At 70.6% G+C, this 16,078-nt stretch carries 13 protein-coding genes; 7 read left to right on the forward strand and 6 right to left on the reverse strand.

Annotation, left to right across the window (positions count from 1 at the left end):
- The first annotated feature begins 133 nt into the window (after positions 1 to 133).
- Both ACFFQA_RS11125 and ACFFQA_RS11130 read left to right on the forward strand, forming a co-directional pair.
- Positions 134 to 2,428 carry a glycosyl hydrolase family 95 catalytic domain-containing protein gene (locus ACFFQA_RS11125; protein ID WP_377851680.1) on the forward strand — a complete coding sequence of 765 codons (2,295 nt, stop codon included), beginning with the start codon at positions 134 to 136 and terminating at the stop codon, positions 2,426 to 2,428.
- A 131-nt stretch (positions 2,429 to 2,559) separates the two neighbouring features.
- Positions 2,560 to 3,168: a superoxide dismutase family protein gene (locus ACFFQA_RS11130; RefSeq protein WP_377851681.1), complete on the forward strand. Its 609-nt coding sequence runs from the start codon at positions 2,560 to 2,562 to the stop codon at positions 3,166 to 3,168.
- On the opposite strand, the gene nudC is transcribed toward ACFFQA_RS11130, so the two are convergent.
- Together nudC and ACFFQA_RS11140 are read right to left on the reverse strand one after the other, a co-directional pair.
- Positions 3,146 to 3,985 (reverse strand): NAD(+) diphosphatase, encoded by an 840-nt coding sequence (nudC, locus tag ACFFQA_RS11135; RefSeq protein WP_377851682.1) that lies wholly within the window; start codon positions 3,983 to 3,985, stop codon positions 3,146 to 3,148. The two genes, ACFFQA_RS11130 and nudC, sit on opposite strands and share 23 nt — an antisense overlap.
- The gene (locus ACFFQA_RS11140) at positions 3,982 to 4,434 is read right to left on the reverse strand and encodes an Lrp/AsnC family transcriptional regulator (RefSeq protein ID WP_377851683.1); all 453 of its coding nucleotides are present in this window, start codon (positions 4,432 to 4,434) and stop codon (positions 3,982 to 3,984) included. Before ACFFQA_RS11140 ends, nudC begins: the two co-directional genes overlap by 4 nt.
- 158 nt (positions 4,435 to 4,592) lie before the next feature.
- On the opposite strand from ACFFQA_RS11140, the gene ACFFQA_RS11145 reads away from it, so the two are divergent.
- A complete protein-coding gene (locus ACFFQA_RS11145) occupies positions 4,593 to 6,446 on the forward strand; it encodes an FUSC family protein (protein ID WP_377851684.1) in 1,854 nt (617 codons plus the stop codon).
- 279 nt (positions 6,447 to 6,725) lie between these two features.
- Here ACFFQA_RS11145 and ACFFQA_RS11150 read toward each other — a convergent pair whose 3' ends face one another.
- The 3 genes from ACFFQA_RS11150 to ACFFQA_RS11160 are packed head-to-tail and all read right to left on the reverse strand — an operon-like array spanning position 6,726 to position 9,795.
- Positions 6,726 to 7,940, reverse strand: a complete 1,215-nt coding sequence (locus tag ACFFQA_RS11150; protein ID WP_377851685.1) for a metal-dependent hydrolase family protein — start codon at positions 7,938 to 7,940, stop codon at positions 6,726 to 6,728.
- Positions 7,937 to 8,398, reverse strand: coding sequence for a GAF domain-containing protein (locus ACFFQA_RS11155; RefSeq protein WP_377851687.1), 462 nt, complete (start codon positions 8,396 to 8,398; stop codon positions 7,937 to 7,939). The genes ACFFQA_RS11150 and ACFFQA_RS11155 overlap by 4 nt, the downstream gene beginning before the upstream one ends.
- Positions 8,395 to 9,795: an MFS transporter gene (locus tag ACFFQA_RS11160; protein ID WP_377851688.1), complete on the reverse strand. Its 1,401-nt coding sequence runs from the start codon at positions 9,793 to 9,795 to the stop codon at positions 8,395 to 8,397. Before ACFFQA_RS11160 ends, ACFFQA_RS11155 begins: the two co-directional genes overlap by 4 nt.
- A 104-nt stretch (positions 9,796 to 9,899) precedes the next feature.
- On the opposite strand from ACFFQA_RS11160, the gene ACFFQA_RS11165 reads away from it, so the two are divergent.
- Complete coding sequence (locus tag ACFFQA_RS11165) at positions 9,900 to 10,769, forward strand: MurR/RpiR family transcriptional regulator (RefSeq protein WP_377851689.1); 870 nt, start codon at positions 9,900 to 9,902, stop codon at positions 10,767 to 10,769.
- A 75-nt stretch (positions 10,770 to 10,844) separates the two neighbouring features.
- Here ACFFQA_RS11165 and ACFFQA_RS11170 read toward each other — a convergent pair whose 3' ends face one another.
- Positions 10,845 to 12,440, reverse strand: a complete 1,596-nt coding sequence (locus ACFFQA_RS11170) for a PucR family transcriptional regulator (protein ID WP_377851700.1) — start codon at positions 12,438 to 12,440, stop codon at positions 10,845 to 10,847.
- 169 nt (positions 12,441 to 12,609) lie between these two features.
- Here ACFFQA_RS11170 and pruA point away from each other — a divergent pair, with 169 nt between their 5' ends.
- From pruA to ACFFQA_RS11185, 3 genes are all read left to right on the forward strand, one after another.
- Positions 12,610 to 14,235 (forward strand): L-glutamate gamma-semialdehyde dehydrogenase, encoded by a 1,626-nt coding sequence (gene pruA, locus ACFFQA_RS11175; RefSeq protein ID WP_377851690.1) that lies wholly within the window; start codon positions 12,610 to 12,612, stop codon positions 14,233 to 14,235.
- Between the two features lie 8 nt (positions 14,236 to 14,243).
- Positions 14,244 to 15,173, forward strand: a complete 930-nt coding sequence (locus ACFFQA_RS11180; RefSeq protein ID WP_377851691.1) for a proline dehydrogenase family protein — start codon at positions 14,244 to 14,246, stop codon at positions 15,171 to 15,173.
- Positions 15,174 to 15,353: 180 nt separating this feature from the next.
- Entirely contained in the window at positions 15,354 to 15,956 is a 603-nt protein-coding gene (locus ACFFQA_RS11185) for a TetR/AcrR family transcriptional regulator (protein WP_377851692.1), read from the forward strand.
- Positions 15,957 to 16,078: the final 122 nt, after the last annotated feature.

A 16,078-nucleotide genomic window follows, 5' to 3' on the forward strand; every position in this document is an offset into this window, starting at 1 on the left:
GGTCGTTTTGCGTGCTGCCTCGATCAAGACATCGGATGAATGGCGGATATTTTTCCCTGCGGACTCGATCTGAGCCAGTAAACATCGTATGTTTCGCCCCGCCGCCGACATGACGCAGTGAGGACAGGGGCGAATGACGGGTATCTCCAGAAGGACCTTCCTCGGCGCTTCGGCGACCTTGGCCGTGGTCAGCTCCCCGACGACGTGGGCGACGGGGTGGGCGGCGCCGCACAGCGCCGCCGACGAGCACGAGCGGATCGTCGGCGACGCGGTGATGCGGTGGCGCCGCGTCCCGGACGGCTGGCAGAACGCCCCGTTCCTGGGCAACGGCTTTCTCGGCGCGCAGGTCTACCGCGACACGGCGGCCAACGTCCTCAAGATCATGCTCAACCACGGCGTGGTCCAGGACCAGCGGGTCCAGTGGGAGGCGGGCATCGGCCTGTCCCGGCTGCCGATCGGCTACCTGACCCTCACCACGGCGGGCGCGATCACCGCTGTGGACTGGCGGCTCGACCTGTGGAACGCCGAGCTGACCGGGACGATCACCACCACGCGCGGTGGCCTGACCTTCACCGCCCTGGTGCACAACGACCGCGACGTGCTGCTGGTGTCGCTGACCACGACGGCGGGTGAGGAGTCCGCGGCGTGGGGCTTCCAGCCGTTGCCGTCGCACACCACCCGCAAGGTCCGGGTTCCCGCCGACTACACCGGCAACCCCGAGCCGACCACGGGCTCCACCGGCCGGATCGGCTACACCGAGCAGACCATGCACGCGGGTGGCGGCTACACCACCGCGTGGCAGGAGAAGCGCGTCGGCACCCGCCGCTTGCTGGTGGCGACGATCGCCTACGGCCACCCGGACTCCACCGGCCTCGACGAGGCGGTCACCACCGTCCGCCGCACCCTCGCGGCGAACCCCGACGTCCTGGTCGCCGCGCACCGCATGTGGTGGCACCGGTTCTACCGCCGCAGCTTCGTCTCGGTACCGGACAAGCTCGTCCAGCGGTTCTACTGGATCCAGCTCTACAAGATGGCGGCGGCGACGCGCGACAACGCGCCCGTGCTGGCGGAGTGGGGCCCGTGGTTCCCGGAGGTCGGCAACAGCTGGACCGCCGTGTGGTGGAACCTCAACGTCCAGGTCGCCTACCCGATGGTCAACGGCTCCAACCACCCGGAGCTGGACGCGGTCACCCCGACCTTCCGCCGCTACCACCGCAACCTCGAACAGTCGGTGCCGCCCGCGTACCGCGACGGCGAGACCTACGCGCTGTCCCACCCCGGCGACCGCACGCTCCGGCCGGGCGGGACGCGCTCGGTCGGAGTTCCGGGCACGAGCTCGAAGACCGACCAGACCGGCAACCTCATCTGGGGTCTGCACAACGTCTGGCTGGCCTACCGGCACAGCATGGACGAACGGGTTCTCCGCGAGGTCCTGTTCCCCGTGCTGGCCAAGGCGGTCAACTTCTACCGCCACTTCCTCGTCGAGGGCTCCGACGGCTGTCTGCACCTGCCGTTGACGCGGTCCCCGGAGTACGCGGACGCGGCCGACTGCACCTACGACCTCTCGCTGATCCGGTGGGGCTGCCGGACGCTGATCGACACGGCGCTTCGCTTGCGGGTCAACGACTCCAGGCTGCCGGTGTGGCGCGACATCCTGACCCGGCTCGTCCCCTACCACCGCACGGCGGACGGTGTGATCATCGGCGACGGGGTCCCGCTCGCTGAGTCGCACCGGCACTTCTCGCACCTGCTGTGGCTCTACCCGCTGCGAGAGTCCCTGTGGGACCGTCCCGCCGACCGCGCGCTGATGCGCACCAGCTACGACCACTGGTCGAGCATGCGGGTGAACTGGCACGGCTACAGCTTCGCCGCGGCGTCCACGATGTGCTCGTTGATGGACTCGCCGGAGGAGGCCCTGGCGAACCTCATGGGCTTCCTGGACGGCTCTGTGGTTCACGAGACCCAGCTGACCCCGAACACGATGTACCGCGAAGGCACCAACCTGGCGATCGAGAGCCCGCTGACGGCCGCCCAGTCGGTGCTGGACATGCTGGTGCAGAGCGGGGACGGCGTGGTGAAGGTGTTCCCGTCGGTCTCGCGCACGTGGCCGGAGGCATCGGTGGCCGCGCTGCGCACCCAGGGTGCGTTCCTTGTGGACGCCTCCCGCCGCGACGGTGCCACCGAGTGGGTGCGCGTGCACAGCGAAGCGGGTGAACCCCTGGTGCTGCAACACGGGATCCCCGGGGACTTCGACGTCCGCGACGACCACGGTCGCAGGCTCCCCTGGCGGGAGGTGAGCCCCGGCCGCGTCGCGATCCCCCTCCGCCGAGGCCAGGCGGCGGTGCTCACCCGCCGAGGCGCCCGCCCGGCCCGCACTCCCCGCGACGTGGCCGCCACCTCCGCTCCCCCGCCCTGGGGCCTGCCCTGACCTCGGAGTGTCCGTGATGGACAGTGCGGCCGAATGGGGTAGCGGCAGGGACGCTCACCCGGAGGTGTTGATCTTGGCCAGAGCGGGAACACTAGTGGGGAAAGCACCCCGCATTAGGAGGACCACCGGCGATGTCCCATCGCATGCTGGCAACGGCCATGCTCATCTCCACCGCACTGATCACCGCGTGCTCGTCGCCGGCGAAGCCCACGTCCACAGTGCCCAGCTCCGAGCAACCCCAGCCGGAGCCGACCGTCCACACCGGTGTCCTGGCCGCCCCCGGCGGCCCCGGCACCGCGTTCAGCTACAACCCCGCCGCCCCGGTGGGCGCGGAGCTGACGGTGAAGGTCACCAACGCCGACACCTCGACCACGGTCGAGTTCGGCGCCAAGGGGCTCCAGCCCTCACGGGGCTACGCCGTGCACGCGCACACCAAGCCGTGCGGCGCGACCGGCGCGGACGCGGGCCCGCACTACCAGAACACCATCGACCCGGCGGCGACGCCGGAGAAGGCCTCCGTCGATCCGGCATACGCCAACCCGCGCAACGAGTTCTGGCTGGACGTCCGCACCGACGCCCAGGGCGCGGGCACCTCGAAGACGACCGTGCCGTTCGTCTTCACCGACCGCGCACCGGCGTCGATCATCGTGCACGAGAAGGAGACCACCGCGACGCACCACGGCGAGGCCGGGACCGCGGGCGGCAGGCTGGCGTGCCTCACCGTCCCGTTCGAGCAGTAGCCAGCCAGCTCCGCACCAGGAACCCCTCAATGGAGTCCACAGTGGACGAGTAGTCGGCGCGGAGCTCGTCCGGGGTGAACCACTTCGCCTCGGCCAGCTCCGCGCCATCCACGGTGAACTCCTCGGAGACGGCGCGGGCGCGGAAGCCGACCATCAGCCCCGCCGGGAACGGCCACGCCTGAGAAGCCTGGTAGCGCACGTCGTCCACCACGACCCCGGCCTCCTCGAAGACCTCGCGCCGCACCGCGTCCTCCAGGCTCTCGCCGATCTCGACGAACCCGGCGAGCGTGCAGAAGCCACCCCTCGGCGGCCGTCCCAGCAGGGCCCGCTGAGCCGTTGGCGACTCCACCAACACGATCACCGCGGGCTCGATGCGGGGGAACAACAGCTTCGAGCAGTCCCGGCAGACCCGCAGGTGACCGCCTTCGCGGGAGTCGGTTCCGCCACCACAGGCACCGCAGAACCGCTGGTTCCGGTGCCAGTGCAGGATTCCGCGCGCGTAGGCGAGCGTCGCCGCCTCCTGCGCGCTGACCGAGCCGAACAGCCGCCGCACCTCGGCCACCTCGGTCGCCCCAACGGAACGCATCGCATCGCCCTCGTCCATAGTGGACAGATCGGCGGCGAAGACGGCCGTGTCACCGTCGAGGCCGAGGAAGACCTCGACGTCCGCCCGCGTCTGGCGCGTCGCACCGAGCAGGCACTTGTCCCTCCACAGTGGAATCACGCGGGCCGACGCGCGCACCGAGTCGACCCACTCCCGGTCGCCTCGGCGGTCGGCGGCGCGGTCGAGCTCCAGTCCGCAGTAGGTGAGGGTCATCCCTGCTCCCGGGGGTCGAAGGCGCGCTCGAAGAAGGTCTCCAGCACCACGATCGTCTTGGTCGAGGTGACGCCGTCGATGTCGTGGATGCGCCGCAGCACCTTCTGCAGCTGCTCGTTGCTCTCCGCCCGGATCTTCACCAGCAGGGAGGCGGTCCCTGCGACGATGTGCGCCTGCTCGATCTCGGCGATCTCCGCCAGCGCGCGACCGACGACAGGCTCCCCCATCCACGCGTTCCCGTCGACCAGCGCGAACGCCGAGACCGGCCGGCCACAGGCGACGGGATCGACCTCGATGGTGGTGCGCCGGACGACACCGGCCTCGCGCAGTTTCCGAATCCGGTCGTGGGCCGCCGTCGTGGACAGTCCCACCGCCTTGCCGAGCGCGGCGAAGGGCCGCGTCGCGTCCTCCTGCAGCAACGCGAGGAGTTCCCGGTCAACGTGATCCACCAGAACACCGTCCTTCAGATTCGAGTTCTGACCGAACCATAGTCCGCCGTATCAGCGAGAAGCCATATGAGGTTCAGCTCAGCGGGTCGGAGAGCGAAGGTCGTCGGCGAGTGCTCCATACTTCGGCGGAGTTCGAGAAGATCTTGGAGGACGATCCCGTGCCTGCTGCCCCTGCGAGTCGGTCCGGTGGCGTCCTGCGCGCGCTGACCCCGATCCTGCTGATCGTGGTGCTGGTCGCCGCGGTTGCCGGGCTCGGCTCGCTGCTCGGCCTCGGCCCCGCCGCGATGCTCGGCGCGCTGACGGCGATGTTCTGCCTGATGGCCGCGTTCGGCGGGGCGCTGTGGCCGGACCTGAAGCTGCTGGCGTGGTTCGCCCCCGCGGTCGTGGTCGCCGCGGCCGCGCCCAGGCTGCTCGCGCACGTCAGCGTGCCCGCGGCCATCGCGCTGGTGACCGTGGTGATCTTCGTGGCGTCGCTGCTGCCCGCGCTCGGCCCGCGCTTCGTCACCACCGCGCTCGGCCTGGGCATGGCGGCGCTGTTCGGCTACACCTTCCAGCTCACCGGCTCCACCACCCCGTGGCAGATCCTCGCCGCGCCGGTGGTCGCCGTCGTCGTGACCGTCCTCGTGCGACTGCTCGCCGGGATGCGCGACCCCGACGGGCCGACCCGTGCCGCGGTCGCCAACCTGCTGACCACGGCCACGCTGACCGACCCCGAGAGCGCGGTCCACGCGTGGCGCTCCGACAACCAGCGCCGCTGGCTCGGTCTCGTGCTCGACGCCACGCTGCGCTACCGCACGGCGAGCGCGGTGCTGAGCTCCCGCCCGGACGCCCGCGAAGTCCTCGACGCGGCGAGTGAGGAGGCGAGGTCACTGGCCGAGGCGATCAAGGCGAAGGAGACGCCGACCGATCTCGTTGTGCCGCAACGCCCCTCGCTGCTCAAGAACCTTCCCGGCAGCACCGGCCGCCTGGTGACGCGCATGCACGAGGCACTGGACAGCGTGCACGCCGCGCTGGCCGACCGCGACCGGACGCCGGTGTCCTGGCGCAAGCTCGGCAACGGCTACCTCGCCGACGCCCTGGCGGGCGCGATCAGCTGGCGCTCAGCGCAGTTCCGGCACGCGCTGCGGTGCGCGCTCGGCATCCTGGTCGCGCTGACCCTCGCCACCCAACGGCCGGACGACCCGTTGATGACCTCGTTCCTGATGGCCGTTTTCCTGATCACGCAGCCGGATTGGCGGGCGAGCGCGACGCGGGCGTGGGAGCGTACGGCGGGGTCGGTGATCGGCGCGGTGGCGATGTTCGCGGTGCTCGCGCTCGCCCCGGACGACCTGCTGCTGCCGATCGGCCTGCTCGCCCTGGTGGTCGGCTTCGCGTTCCAGAAGTCGCAGCCCATCGTCTTCAACGCGTGCACCGTCCTGATGCTCGTCGGCATGTACGCCTCCACCAAGCACCTCGACCCGACGTCGGTGCTCGTGGAGTACCTGGTGCTGACCGTGCTCGCCGCCGCGATCGGCCTGCTGTTCGGCTTCGCGGTCGTGCCGGGGACCCGCCAGCCCACGCCAGCTGAACGAGTCACCGAAGCGGTGAACGCGGTGCGCTCCAGCCTGATCGCGTTCACCACCAACACCGCGGCGGCGCACGGAGACCGCACCGTCCGCCGAGGTAGGCGGGAGCTGGTCCGCCGCATCAACGACGTCCTGAACCCGCCGACCGTCGGCCGCCGAGCCTCGGAGCCGGAGCGCGCCGCGGTCACCAAGGCCGGGGAGGCCCTCGCAGGTCTGCTCAGCGGCATCGCGGGTCTGCTGGTGCACCGCTCGGCGGTGCCGGAGACCGAGGAGACCACCCGCGACGCGTTGAGCGCGCTGGCGGCCTCGCTGGAGTCCGAGGACGACAACGAGAGCGAGCGCTTCGCGGAGCTGATCGACGCCGCCGACCCCGAACAACGGCTGCTCTTCGACGCGATGGCCGCCGACCTGGTCCGCCTCCGCGAAGCCCAACACTCCCTCTCCTAGCGCCTGTCCCGCAAGTCGTCCCGACGCCCCGAGGCGATGCCACCCCCGCACCCCCGTGCACGCATGGACTGGCTGGCGTGGTCGAGGTTTTCACGTTTTGGAAACTTAACGCGCAAAAGAGCGCTCTCATTTCGCGCCAAGGCTCCAAAACGCGAAATGAGGGCACCAGACGCCCCAAGGCGACACCACCCCGCGCAACACACGACCTAGGCCATTCGCGGGCTTATGGACGTCCAGCAGCGCGCGAAAGCGTCCATAAGCCCGCGAATGGCGGGAGTACTAGATGGGGGTGCCGGACTGGATGACGGTGCGGAGGTGTTTGTGGGGTTCGGCCAGGGCGGAGATGTCGTCGATGGGGTTGCGGTCCAGCACGAGGAGGTCGGCGTGTGCGCCCACGCGCAGTGTGCCGATCTCCCCTGCCAGCCCCAGCAGCTCCGCCGCCGTGCTCGTCGCGGACCGGATGACGTCCACAGTGGACAGCACTTCGGCGCGCAGGGAGAACTCCCGGCTCTGGTGCCGGTGCATCCCGCCGAGCAGGTCGCTGCCGTAGACGATCCGCACGCCGCCGCGCGCCGCTCTGTCCATAGCGGACAGTCCGGCGTCGAGCACCGCGTCGACCTTGCGCCAGTTGTCGGGGGTGAGGCCGAACTCCATGCCCTCGTGCTTCAACGCCCAGTACGTGATCAACGTCGGCACGAGGAACGCCTGGTGCTCAACGAAGAGCTCGACACTGCGGTCGTCGAGCAGGTTGCCGTGCTCGATCGAGCGCACCCCGGCTTCCAGCGCCCGGTTGACCGCACGCGCGGTGTAGGCGTGCGCGGCGACATAGCGGTTGGCCGCCTCGGCCTCCTGCACGATCGCGCGCAGCTCCTCCATCGAGTACTGCGTGGAGTCGATGCGGTCGGTCGGCGATGCGACACCGCCGGAGGCCATGACCTTGATGTGGTGCGCGCCCTTGCGCAGCTCATCACGCGCGGCGAGCCGGACCTCGTCCACACCGTCGGCGACCCGTCCGAGACCGGCGCAGCACGAGTGCCCGTCGCGCACCTGGGTGCCGCGGCCACGGGAGTCACCGTGCCCGCCGGTCTGGCTCAAAGCCTTGCCGCAGAACAGAACCCGTGGCCCGCTCAGCAGCCCTTCAGCCTGTGCGTCGGCGATCCCGTAGTCCGCGCCGGAGGCGTCGCGCACGGTGGTGAACCCGCGCTCCAGCATGCCGCGCATGATCCGCCCGGCGTGCGCGGTCACGTACGACGGGCTCCACCCCACCATCGCGGCGAGGTCACCGGTCGCGGCGGTGACGTGCACGTGCGCGTCCACCAAGCCCGGCATCACCACGGCTCCCGCGACGTCCAGCACGCGGGCTCCCTCCGGAGCGCGGACGCCACGACCGGTCTCGGCGATCCGGCCGTCGACCGCGAGCAGGTCGCCCTCGGAGCACTCACCGGTCTCCGGTTCCAGCAGGACCGCGTTCTTCAACAGCACCGGAGTGCTCATGCGTTTCGCCTTTCCAGCTTGTGCACCAACGCTTCCACCGCGGGCACGGCCGCGGGGACCAGCAGTTCCGCCCGTCGCACCGAGTCCTCGTCGTAGGCACCCTCCGCGTCGAGCAGGTTGATCACGCCGACCACCCTGCCGTCCACCCGTACCGGCAGGTTGATCACGGCGCCGCAACCGAGGCGGTCTATCACCACGTGGTCGGCGAACACCTCGCGCACGGCCTTGCGGTCCACACCGAGGTAGGGCTTCCCCTTCGCGATGCACGTCGCCAGCCACCCCGCGGCGACCTGAACCGACTTCTCACCGCCGACCGGGTACTGGGCGGGGTGGCTGGTGTGCACGCGGTGCAGCACCCGGCGCCCCGGCAGCCACGCCAGCACCGTGAACAACCGCACCCCCACCTCGGCGCGGAAGTCGTTCTCCAACTCGGCGAGCACACGTTTGGGCGAGGTCATGACGAACGCTCCTCTGTGTTGGCGCTCGACTCCGCAAGCGAGTCCTCGGTCAGCTCCTCAAGGGATCGTCCCGCCGTGGAAAGCCCGAACACCAGCACGGCGAGCACACCGACCACCAGCACCGTGGTGGTCATGCCGAACACCCCGGCGAAGCCCCAGGTGGCGGCGAAGAACCCGATGATCGACGGCGCGAGGATGCTGCCGACGCGGCCGAAGGCGCTGGACAGGCCGGTACCGCTGGCGCGGACCCAGGTCGGGAACACCTCGGGCGTGTAGGAGTAGAGCCCCGCGTAGGTGCCGTTGAGGAAGAACGACAGCACAGCCCCGGAAACCATGATCATCACCGGGTCGGTCATCTGGCTCAGCCAGAACGCGCTGACCGCCGAACCCGCGAGGTAGAGCGCGATGGTGTTCTTGCGGTCCAGCCGCTCACCCAGCCACGCCGCGGAGAAGTAGCCGGGCACCTGCGCCAGGTAGATCACGATGGAGAACTCGAAGCTCTTGGTGACGGTGATCCCCTGCTGGATCAACAAGGTCGGGATCCAGGAGAAGAAGCCGTAGTAGGAGAAGGTGATCACGAACCAGAGCAGCCAGGTGATCGCGGTCCGCCGCGCCATCGCCCCGCTCCACAGGAAGCGCAACGCGGAGCCGAGCCCGACCTTCGGCACGGGCCGCACGGCGAGCTGCTCCTCCACCGGCGGCACCGGGGGCAGCGGGCGGCCGATCGCCCGTTCGGTCTCGCGCTCGAAGGCGGCGACCACGCGCTCGGCCTCCTCGGCCCGGCCGTTGGCGAGCAGGAAGCGCGGCGACTCGGGCAGGGAACGCCGCCACCACAGCAACATCAGCACGGGAAGCGCGGTCAGCACCTGGGCCCAGCGCCAGCCGTTGTCCATGGTCGGCACGACGAAGCGGCCGATCAGCGCGGCGCCGACGAAGCCGAAGGAGAAGAACCCGGCGAGCGCGCCGACGAACCAGCCGCGCCGCGCGGGCGGGACGAACTCGGACAGGAACGGCGCGATGATGGCGCTCTCCGCGCCGGTGCCCACGCCCGCGAGCACCCGGGCGACCAGGAACAGCTCGAAGCTCGGCGCCCCCGCCGCGACCAGGGTGAACACGCAGTAGAAGGCGAGCGCGCCCATCATCACCCAGCGCCGCCCGAAGCGGTCGCCGAGGATGCCTGCCAGCGTGGCGCCGAAGAGGAAGCCGAACGGCGTCGCCGAGCCGATCAGGCCGAGCTGCGCGTTCGACAGGCCCCACTCGGCCTGGACGCTGGGCAGCAGGAACGCGACAACGGCCGCGTCCATCCCGTCGAAGGTGTAGCCGAGGCCGCCGATCATCAGCAGCCGGTGGTGCGGTCGGGACAGGGGTAAGCGATCCAGTCGGGCGAGCAACGACATGCGGCGCTCCACTTCGTTCGCAGCGCTAAGTAGTTGCCGCAAAGTAGACTGCGAACTCGATTTTTCGCAATGTTCGTTGCAGACTGTTTACGCGACCAACGGGGGTGCGGGTGAACGAGGACAGCTTCGAGGCCTGGCTGCGCGGGCTGGTCCCGCCGACCGGACTGTCGGCCAAGTCCACGGCCGTGCTCAACGTGCTGATCAGCCAGCCCCGCAGGGCCTCCTTCGGCTCCACCGCCGACATCGCCGAGCTGGCCGGGGTGAACGTGGCGACGGTGACCCGCACCGCCCAGGCACTCGCCTTCGCGGGCTGGCCCGCGCTGCAGCAACAGCTCCGCGCCCGCTACCTCTCCGCCCTCACCGCCCCCGAGGTGGCTGCCGAGCACGGCGAGAGCTCCGAAGCCCCCTGCCTGGCCTCACTGCGCCGCGACGCGGAGGGCCTCGCCGTCTCCCGCCGCCTGCCCCCCGAGGCGTTCGAGGAGATCGCCGCCTCGATCGCGGGCGCCCGCAACACCCTCGTCGTCGCGGCGGGCAGCTACGCCGCGGTCGGAGTGGCACTGGCGCACAACATCGGCCTCGCCGGCTACCCGGCCACCCTGCTCACCAACGTCACCGAGCTGGCCAACGCGGCGGCCCGCGTCACCGCAGACGACGTCCTGATCGCGATCAGCTTCTGGCGCCTCTACGAGAGCACCGTCCGAGCCGCCCAGCTGGCCCGTGACCGGGGCGCGACGGTCTACGCGCTCAGCGACGCGGCCAGCCCGGCACTGGCGGAGGCGGCCAGCCGCGTGGTCCTCGTCCCGGCCGAGGGCGTGGCGTTCTTCCCCTCCCTCACGGCGGGAACGGCGGTGGCCAACGCGATCGTCGCCCAGCTCGCGGCGATCAACCCGTCCCACACCCGGGCCGCCGTCCAAGCGGCGGAGGACCAGTGGGCCAACTTCACCCTCCTCCACCGCTCCCCCCGCCACCCCTGACCCCCACCCGCCATTCGCGGGCTTATGGACCTCTCGGAGCCCCTCCGCACGTCCATAAGCCCGCGAATGGCCGAGTCAGCGCTGCTCGACGTGGAGTTGGAGGGCGGTCACCAGGCGCTGACGCGGGTCGGCCAGGTCGATGCCGGTGAGCTCCACCGCCCGGCGCACGCGGTAGCGCAGCGTGTTGGGGTGGATGTGCATCTCCGCCGCCGCCCCCGCCACGTCGCCGAACGCGTCGAGGTACGCGCGCAGGCTCTCGGCGAACCGGCTGCCGTGCTCCGCGTCGTGGTTGATCAACGTGCGGAGCCGGGGGTCGCGGATGCCGGGACGCTCGGCCACCACTTCGACCAGCTCGCCGAACAGGACCTCCGAGCGCAGCTCCTCCAGCGTCGCCACCTCGATCTCCGGGTGCTGCGCCGCCGCGGTCAGCACGCGTTCGGCCACCCGGCGGGACTCGGCGATGTGGTGCTGGTCCTCGGCCACCGCGCCGATCGCCGCCTGCACCGGACCCCGGCGCCGGGCCGCCGAGACGATCTCCTTCGTCAGGGTCAGCACCGTCTCGCGGGCGCCGGAGGACGGCAGCTCCGGCAGCAGCGCGTAGATCCGCCCGGCGCTCGGCGCGACCAGCGCGGCCCTGCGGTAGGCAGCGGCGTGCACGGAGATCAGGCTCGTCAGCTCCGTCAGCCGCAGCTCCCGCTCGGCGCCGCGCGCCGCGAAGATCACCACAGCCGACGGGCGGCGCAGGTCGGCCCCGACCTGTTCGCCCACGGTCGCCGGATCGACCCGGCCGTCGAGCAGCCCGCGCAGCAGGTTCGCGCGCAGCCGCACCTCGGCGGAGGACTCGCTGCGCTGGCGGATCAGGTGCAGCGCCGCCACCCGGGCCGCGCCGACCAGCGCCTGGTCCGCGCCCGCGGAGAACTCCCTGCCGGACTGCTGCACCCAGATCGTGCCCAGGTACTGGGCACCCGCGTGGATGCCCACCGCCAACCGCCGCCGAATCCCCAGGTCCACCCGCTCGTCCAGGTGCACCACGTCCTCGCCGGAGCGCAGCCGCTGGTAGACACCCCACCCGCGCAGCATCGACAAGTAGGACTCCGGCCCCTGACGGCCCAGGATCGACAGGCGCCGCAGCTCGTCGACCTCGTCGTCGGAGCGCGAGTACGCCAGCACCCGGTACGCCGGGTCCTCGATGCTGACGATGCCGCCGGTCAGCTGCGCGATCGTCTGCGCCAGCCCGAACAGGTCGCCGAGGACCTGACCGTCCCCTGTGGACGCCGCAACCCGCGCGCTGCTGACCACACCGCGCAGCAACGCCTCCAGCTGCTCCCACCGCGCTCCCGGCCGCACGCCGAGCAACGCGATCCCCGCCTCCTGCGCCGCGTCGCGCAACACCCCGGCCGCCGCGTCGTCAGGCTCGTCGATCTTGACCGCCACCGCGACCGCGCCCCGGCGGGCGGCGGAGCGCACCAACGGCACCGCCGCCCGGCCCCGCGCCCCGATCAGCAGGACCAGGTCACCGGAGCGCACGCCCGGCTCGTCGTCCGGGTCGAGGATCACCACGTCCAGCACCTCGGCGTCGCGCGGCACGATCAGCGGCTCGATCAGCTCGTCGCCGAGGGTGAGCAGCAGCTGCCGGATCCCGGCGCCATGTCGAAGATCCGCTTGCGGGATCGAGGGGGGATGCCGCGGTCCCGACCTTGTGTCTTCGTCCGACACACCCACCTCCTTTGTCCGATCGAACAAACCTCAGGCGGGAACTCTAGCCAAACCGCCAGAAAACAGCAGGTCCGCGCGACCTAACGTGCGTGGCATCAGCGCCGATGACAGCAAGGGAGAGTTCATGGACGCCGTGACCCAGGTTCCGGTTCCGGTCAACGAGCCGGTTCTCGACTACGCCCCCGGCAAGCCCGAGCGGGCCGAGCTGGAGCGTGAGCTGGTCGCGCTGGCCAAGGAGCCCCACGAGCTGACCATGACCATCGGCGGCGAGCAGCGAATGGCGGGCGGTGAGCGCATCGACGTGGTCCAGCCGCACAACCACCGCTCCGTGCTCGGCAGCACCGGCAACGCCACCACCGCCGACGCCACGGCCGCCATCGCCGCCGCCCGCGAGGCCGCTCCCGCGTGGCGCGCGCTGTCCTTCGACGACCGCGCCGCGATCCTGCTGCGCGCCGCCGACCTGCTCGCCGGACCGTGGCGGCAGAAGCTCAACGCCGCCACCATGCTCGGCCAGTCCAAGACCGCGGTCCAGGCGGAGATCGACTCCGCCTGCGAGCTGATCGACTTCTGGCGCTTCAACGTGCACTTCGGCCGCCAGCTGCTGGCCGAGCAGCCGAAGAGCTCCCCCGGCGTGTGGAACCGGACCGACCACCGCCCGCTCGAGGGCTTCGTCTACGCGATCACGCCGTTCAACTTCACCGCGATCGCGGGCAACCTGCCGACCGCGCCCGCGCTGATGGGCAACGTCGTGCTGTGGAAGCCCTCGCCGACCCAGGCACTGTCCGCGCACCTGACCATGCGCCTGCTCGAAGAGGCCGGCATGCCGCCCGGCGTGATCAACCTGGTCACCGGCGACGGCCTCGCCGTCTCCGAGGTCGCGCTCGCCGACCCCGACCTCGCCGGCATCCACTTCACCGGCTCCACCGCGACCTTCCAGCACCTGTGGTCCAGCGTCGGCGCGAACATCCGCACCTACCGCGCCTACCCGCGCCTGGTCGGCGAGACCGGCGGCAAGGACTTCATCCTGGCCCACCCGTCGGCCGACCCCGCCGTGCTGCGCACCGCCATGGTCCGCGGCGCGTTCGAGTACCAGGGCCAGAAGTGCTCCGCCGCGTCCCGCGCCTACGTGCCGCGCTCGCTGTGGAACCAGATCCGCGACGAGCTCATCGCCGAGGTGGAGTCGCTGACCGTCGGCGACGTCACCGACCTGTCGAACTTCATGGGCGCGGTGATCGACCGCCGCTCCTTCGACAAGCTCTCCGGCGTGCTCGACCGGGCCAGCTCGGACTCCTCACTGGAGATCGTCGCCGGTGGCACCGCCGACGACTCGACCGGCTACTTCGTCCGGCCGACCGTGCTGCTCGGCGACAACCCGGCGCACGAGGTGTTCACCACCGAGTACTTCGGACCGATCCTCGCGGTGCACGTCTACGAGGACGCCGACTACGACAAGGTGCTGCGGCAGATGGAGAGCGCCGCGCCGTACGGCCTCACCGGTTCGATCATGGCCCGTGACCGCTACGCGATCAGCCACGCCACCGAGGAGCTGCGCTTCGCGGCGGGCAACTTCTACGTCAACGACAAGCCCACCGGCGCGGTCGTCGGCCAGCAGCCCTTCGGCGGCGGTCGCGCGTCGGGCACCAACGACAAGGCCGGCGCGGTGCACAACCTGCTGCGCTGGGTCAGCCCGCGGTCGATCAAGGAGACCTTCGTCGCCCCGACCGCTTCCCGCCACCCGCACCAGGGATAGGAGTCACCATGCTGCGCTCCTCGTTGCTGTTCGCCTCGCGGTCCCCTGCCGCGCGGACTCTGGTGGAGACCACCCCGCTGACCAGGCCGGTGGTGGACCGCTTCGTGGCCGGTGCCGCGGTGGACGACGCCATCCGGATCACCCGCGAGCTCGTCGACAGCGGCCGCCTGGTCACGCTCGACCACCTCGGCGAGGACACGGTGCAGACCACCGACGCCGACGCCACGGTCGAGGCGTACCTGCGGCTGCTGCGGCTGCTTCAGGAGACGGGGCTGTCCGAGAACGCCGAGGTCTCGGTGAAGCTGTCGGCGGTCGGCCAGTCGCTGCCGAAGGGCGGGCACCGCATCGCGCTGGAGAACGCGCGCCGGATCTGTTCGGCGGCGGGCGTCGTCGGCACCACGGTCACCCTGGACATGGAGGACCACACCACGACCGACTCCACCTTGGACATCCTCGCTGAGCTGAGGATGGACTTCCCGTGGGTCGGCGCGGTGCTCCAGGCCTACCTCAAGCGCACCGAGGGCGACTGCCGCGACCTCGCGTCGGCAGGCTCCCGCGTGCGGTTGTGCAAGGGCGCCTACAAGGAGCCGGAGTCGGTGGCGTTCCAGGACAAGCACGAGGTCGACCTGTCCTACGTGCGCTGCCTGAAGGTGCTGATGAACGGCAGCGGCTACCCGATGGTGGCCTCGCACGACCCGCGCCTGATCGAGATCACCGGGGACCTGGCCGCCCGGGCCGGACGTAAGCCCGGCGAGTTCGAGTACCAGATGCTCTACGGCATCCGCCCCACCGAGCAGCTGCGCCTGGCCGAGGCGGGCCACCGCATGCGCGTCTACGTCCCCTACGGCGACGAGTGGTACGGCTACTTCATGCGCAGGCTGGCCGAGCGTCCGGCCAACATCGCGTTCTTCCTGCGCTCCATGCTGTCCCGGGGGTAAGTGACGGGGAACGGAACGGGCCCGCTGACGTGCTGTGGCGGGTCCTTTCCTTCACGGCTCAATTTCATTCAACACTGAAGTCATCGTTGCAACGAAGTTCTGAGATCATGCTCAGCGGTTGTTGAATACGCTCCGATACCCTGTCAGGCCCATCGCACCGCACCGGGAGGTTCAGCCGCCGTGACCAGGGATTCCGCCGCCGCCCCCGTACTGGGCCGTGCCCCGGTGGCCGAGCGGGCGGACGCGGCGCGCAACCGGAGGAAGATCTTGGATGCGGCTGGTCTGATCGTGCAGACCCGCGGCGCGGGCGGTCTGTCCATGGACGAGGTGGCCAGGGTGGCGCGGGTCGGCGTCGGCACCGTCTACCGCAGGTTCGGTGATCTCGCGGGACTGGCGCACGCCCTGCTGGAGGAGCACGAACGCCGGTTCCAGGAGGCGTTGACCTCGGGCCCGCCACCGCTGGGTCCGGGCGCGGCCCCGAAGGACCGGATCAAGGCGCTGTTATCGACGCTGCTCGACCGCCTGGAGGAGCAGTCGGATCTGTTGCTGGTCGCGGAGACCTCCGCGCCGTACGCGCGGTTCACGTGCTCGACCTACCAGGCGCATCACGCGCACCTGGTGGCGTTGATCCGCGAGACCGGTGCGGGCGTGGACCCGGAGTTCCTGGCCGATGCGTTGCTCGCGCCGTTGGCGACGAACCTCTACCTGCATCAGCGGCGTGTCCGGGGCATGAGCGTCGACCGGATCCGCTCCGGTCTGAGCACGCTGCTCGCCACCCTGTGACGTTTCTTCCGGCTTCTTTGTCCGGAAATAGCTTGAGGGGCCCCGGAAAACCGGGGCCCCTCAAGAATGATTGTTCGGCGGCGTCCTACTCTCCCACACCCTCACGAGTGCAGTACCATCGG

Origin of the sequence: Allokutzneria oryzae (assembly GCF_042429765.1) — a bacterium.
Taxonomy (GTDB): Bacteria; Actinomycetota; Actinomycetes; order Mycobacteriales; family Pseudonocardiaceae; genus Allokutzneria; species Allokutzneria oryzae.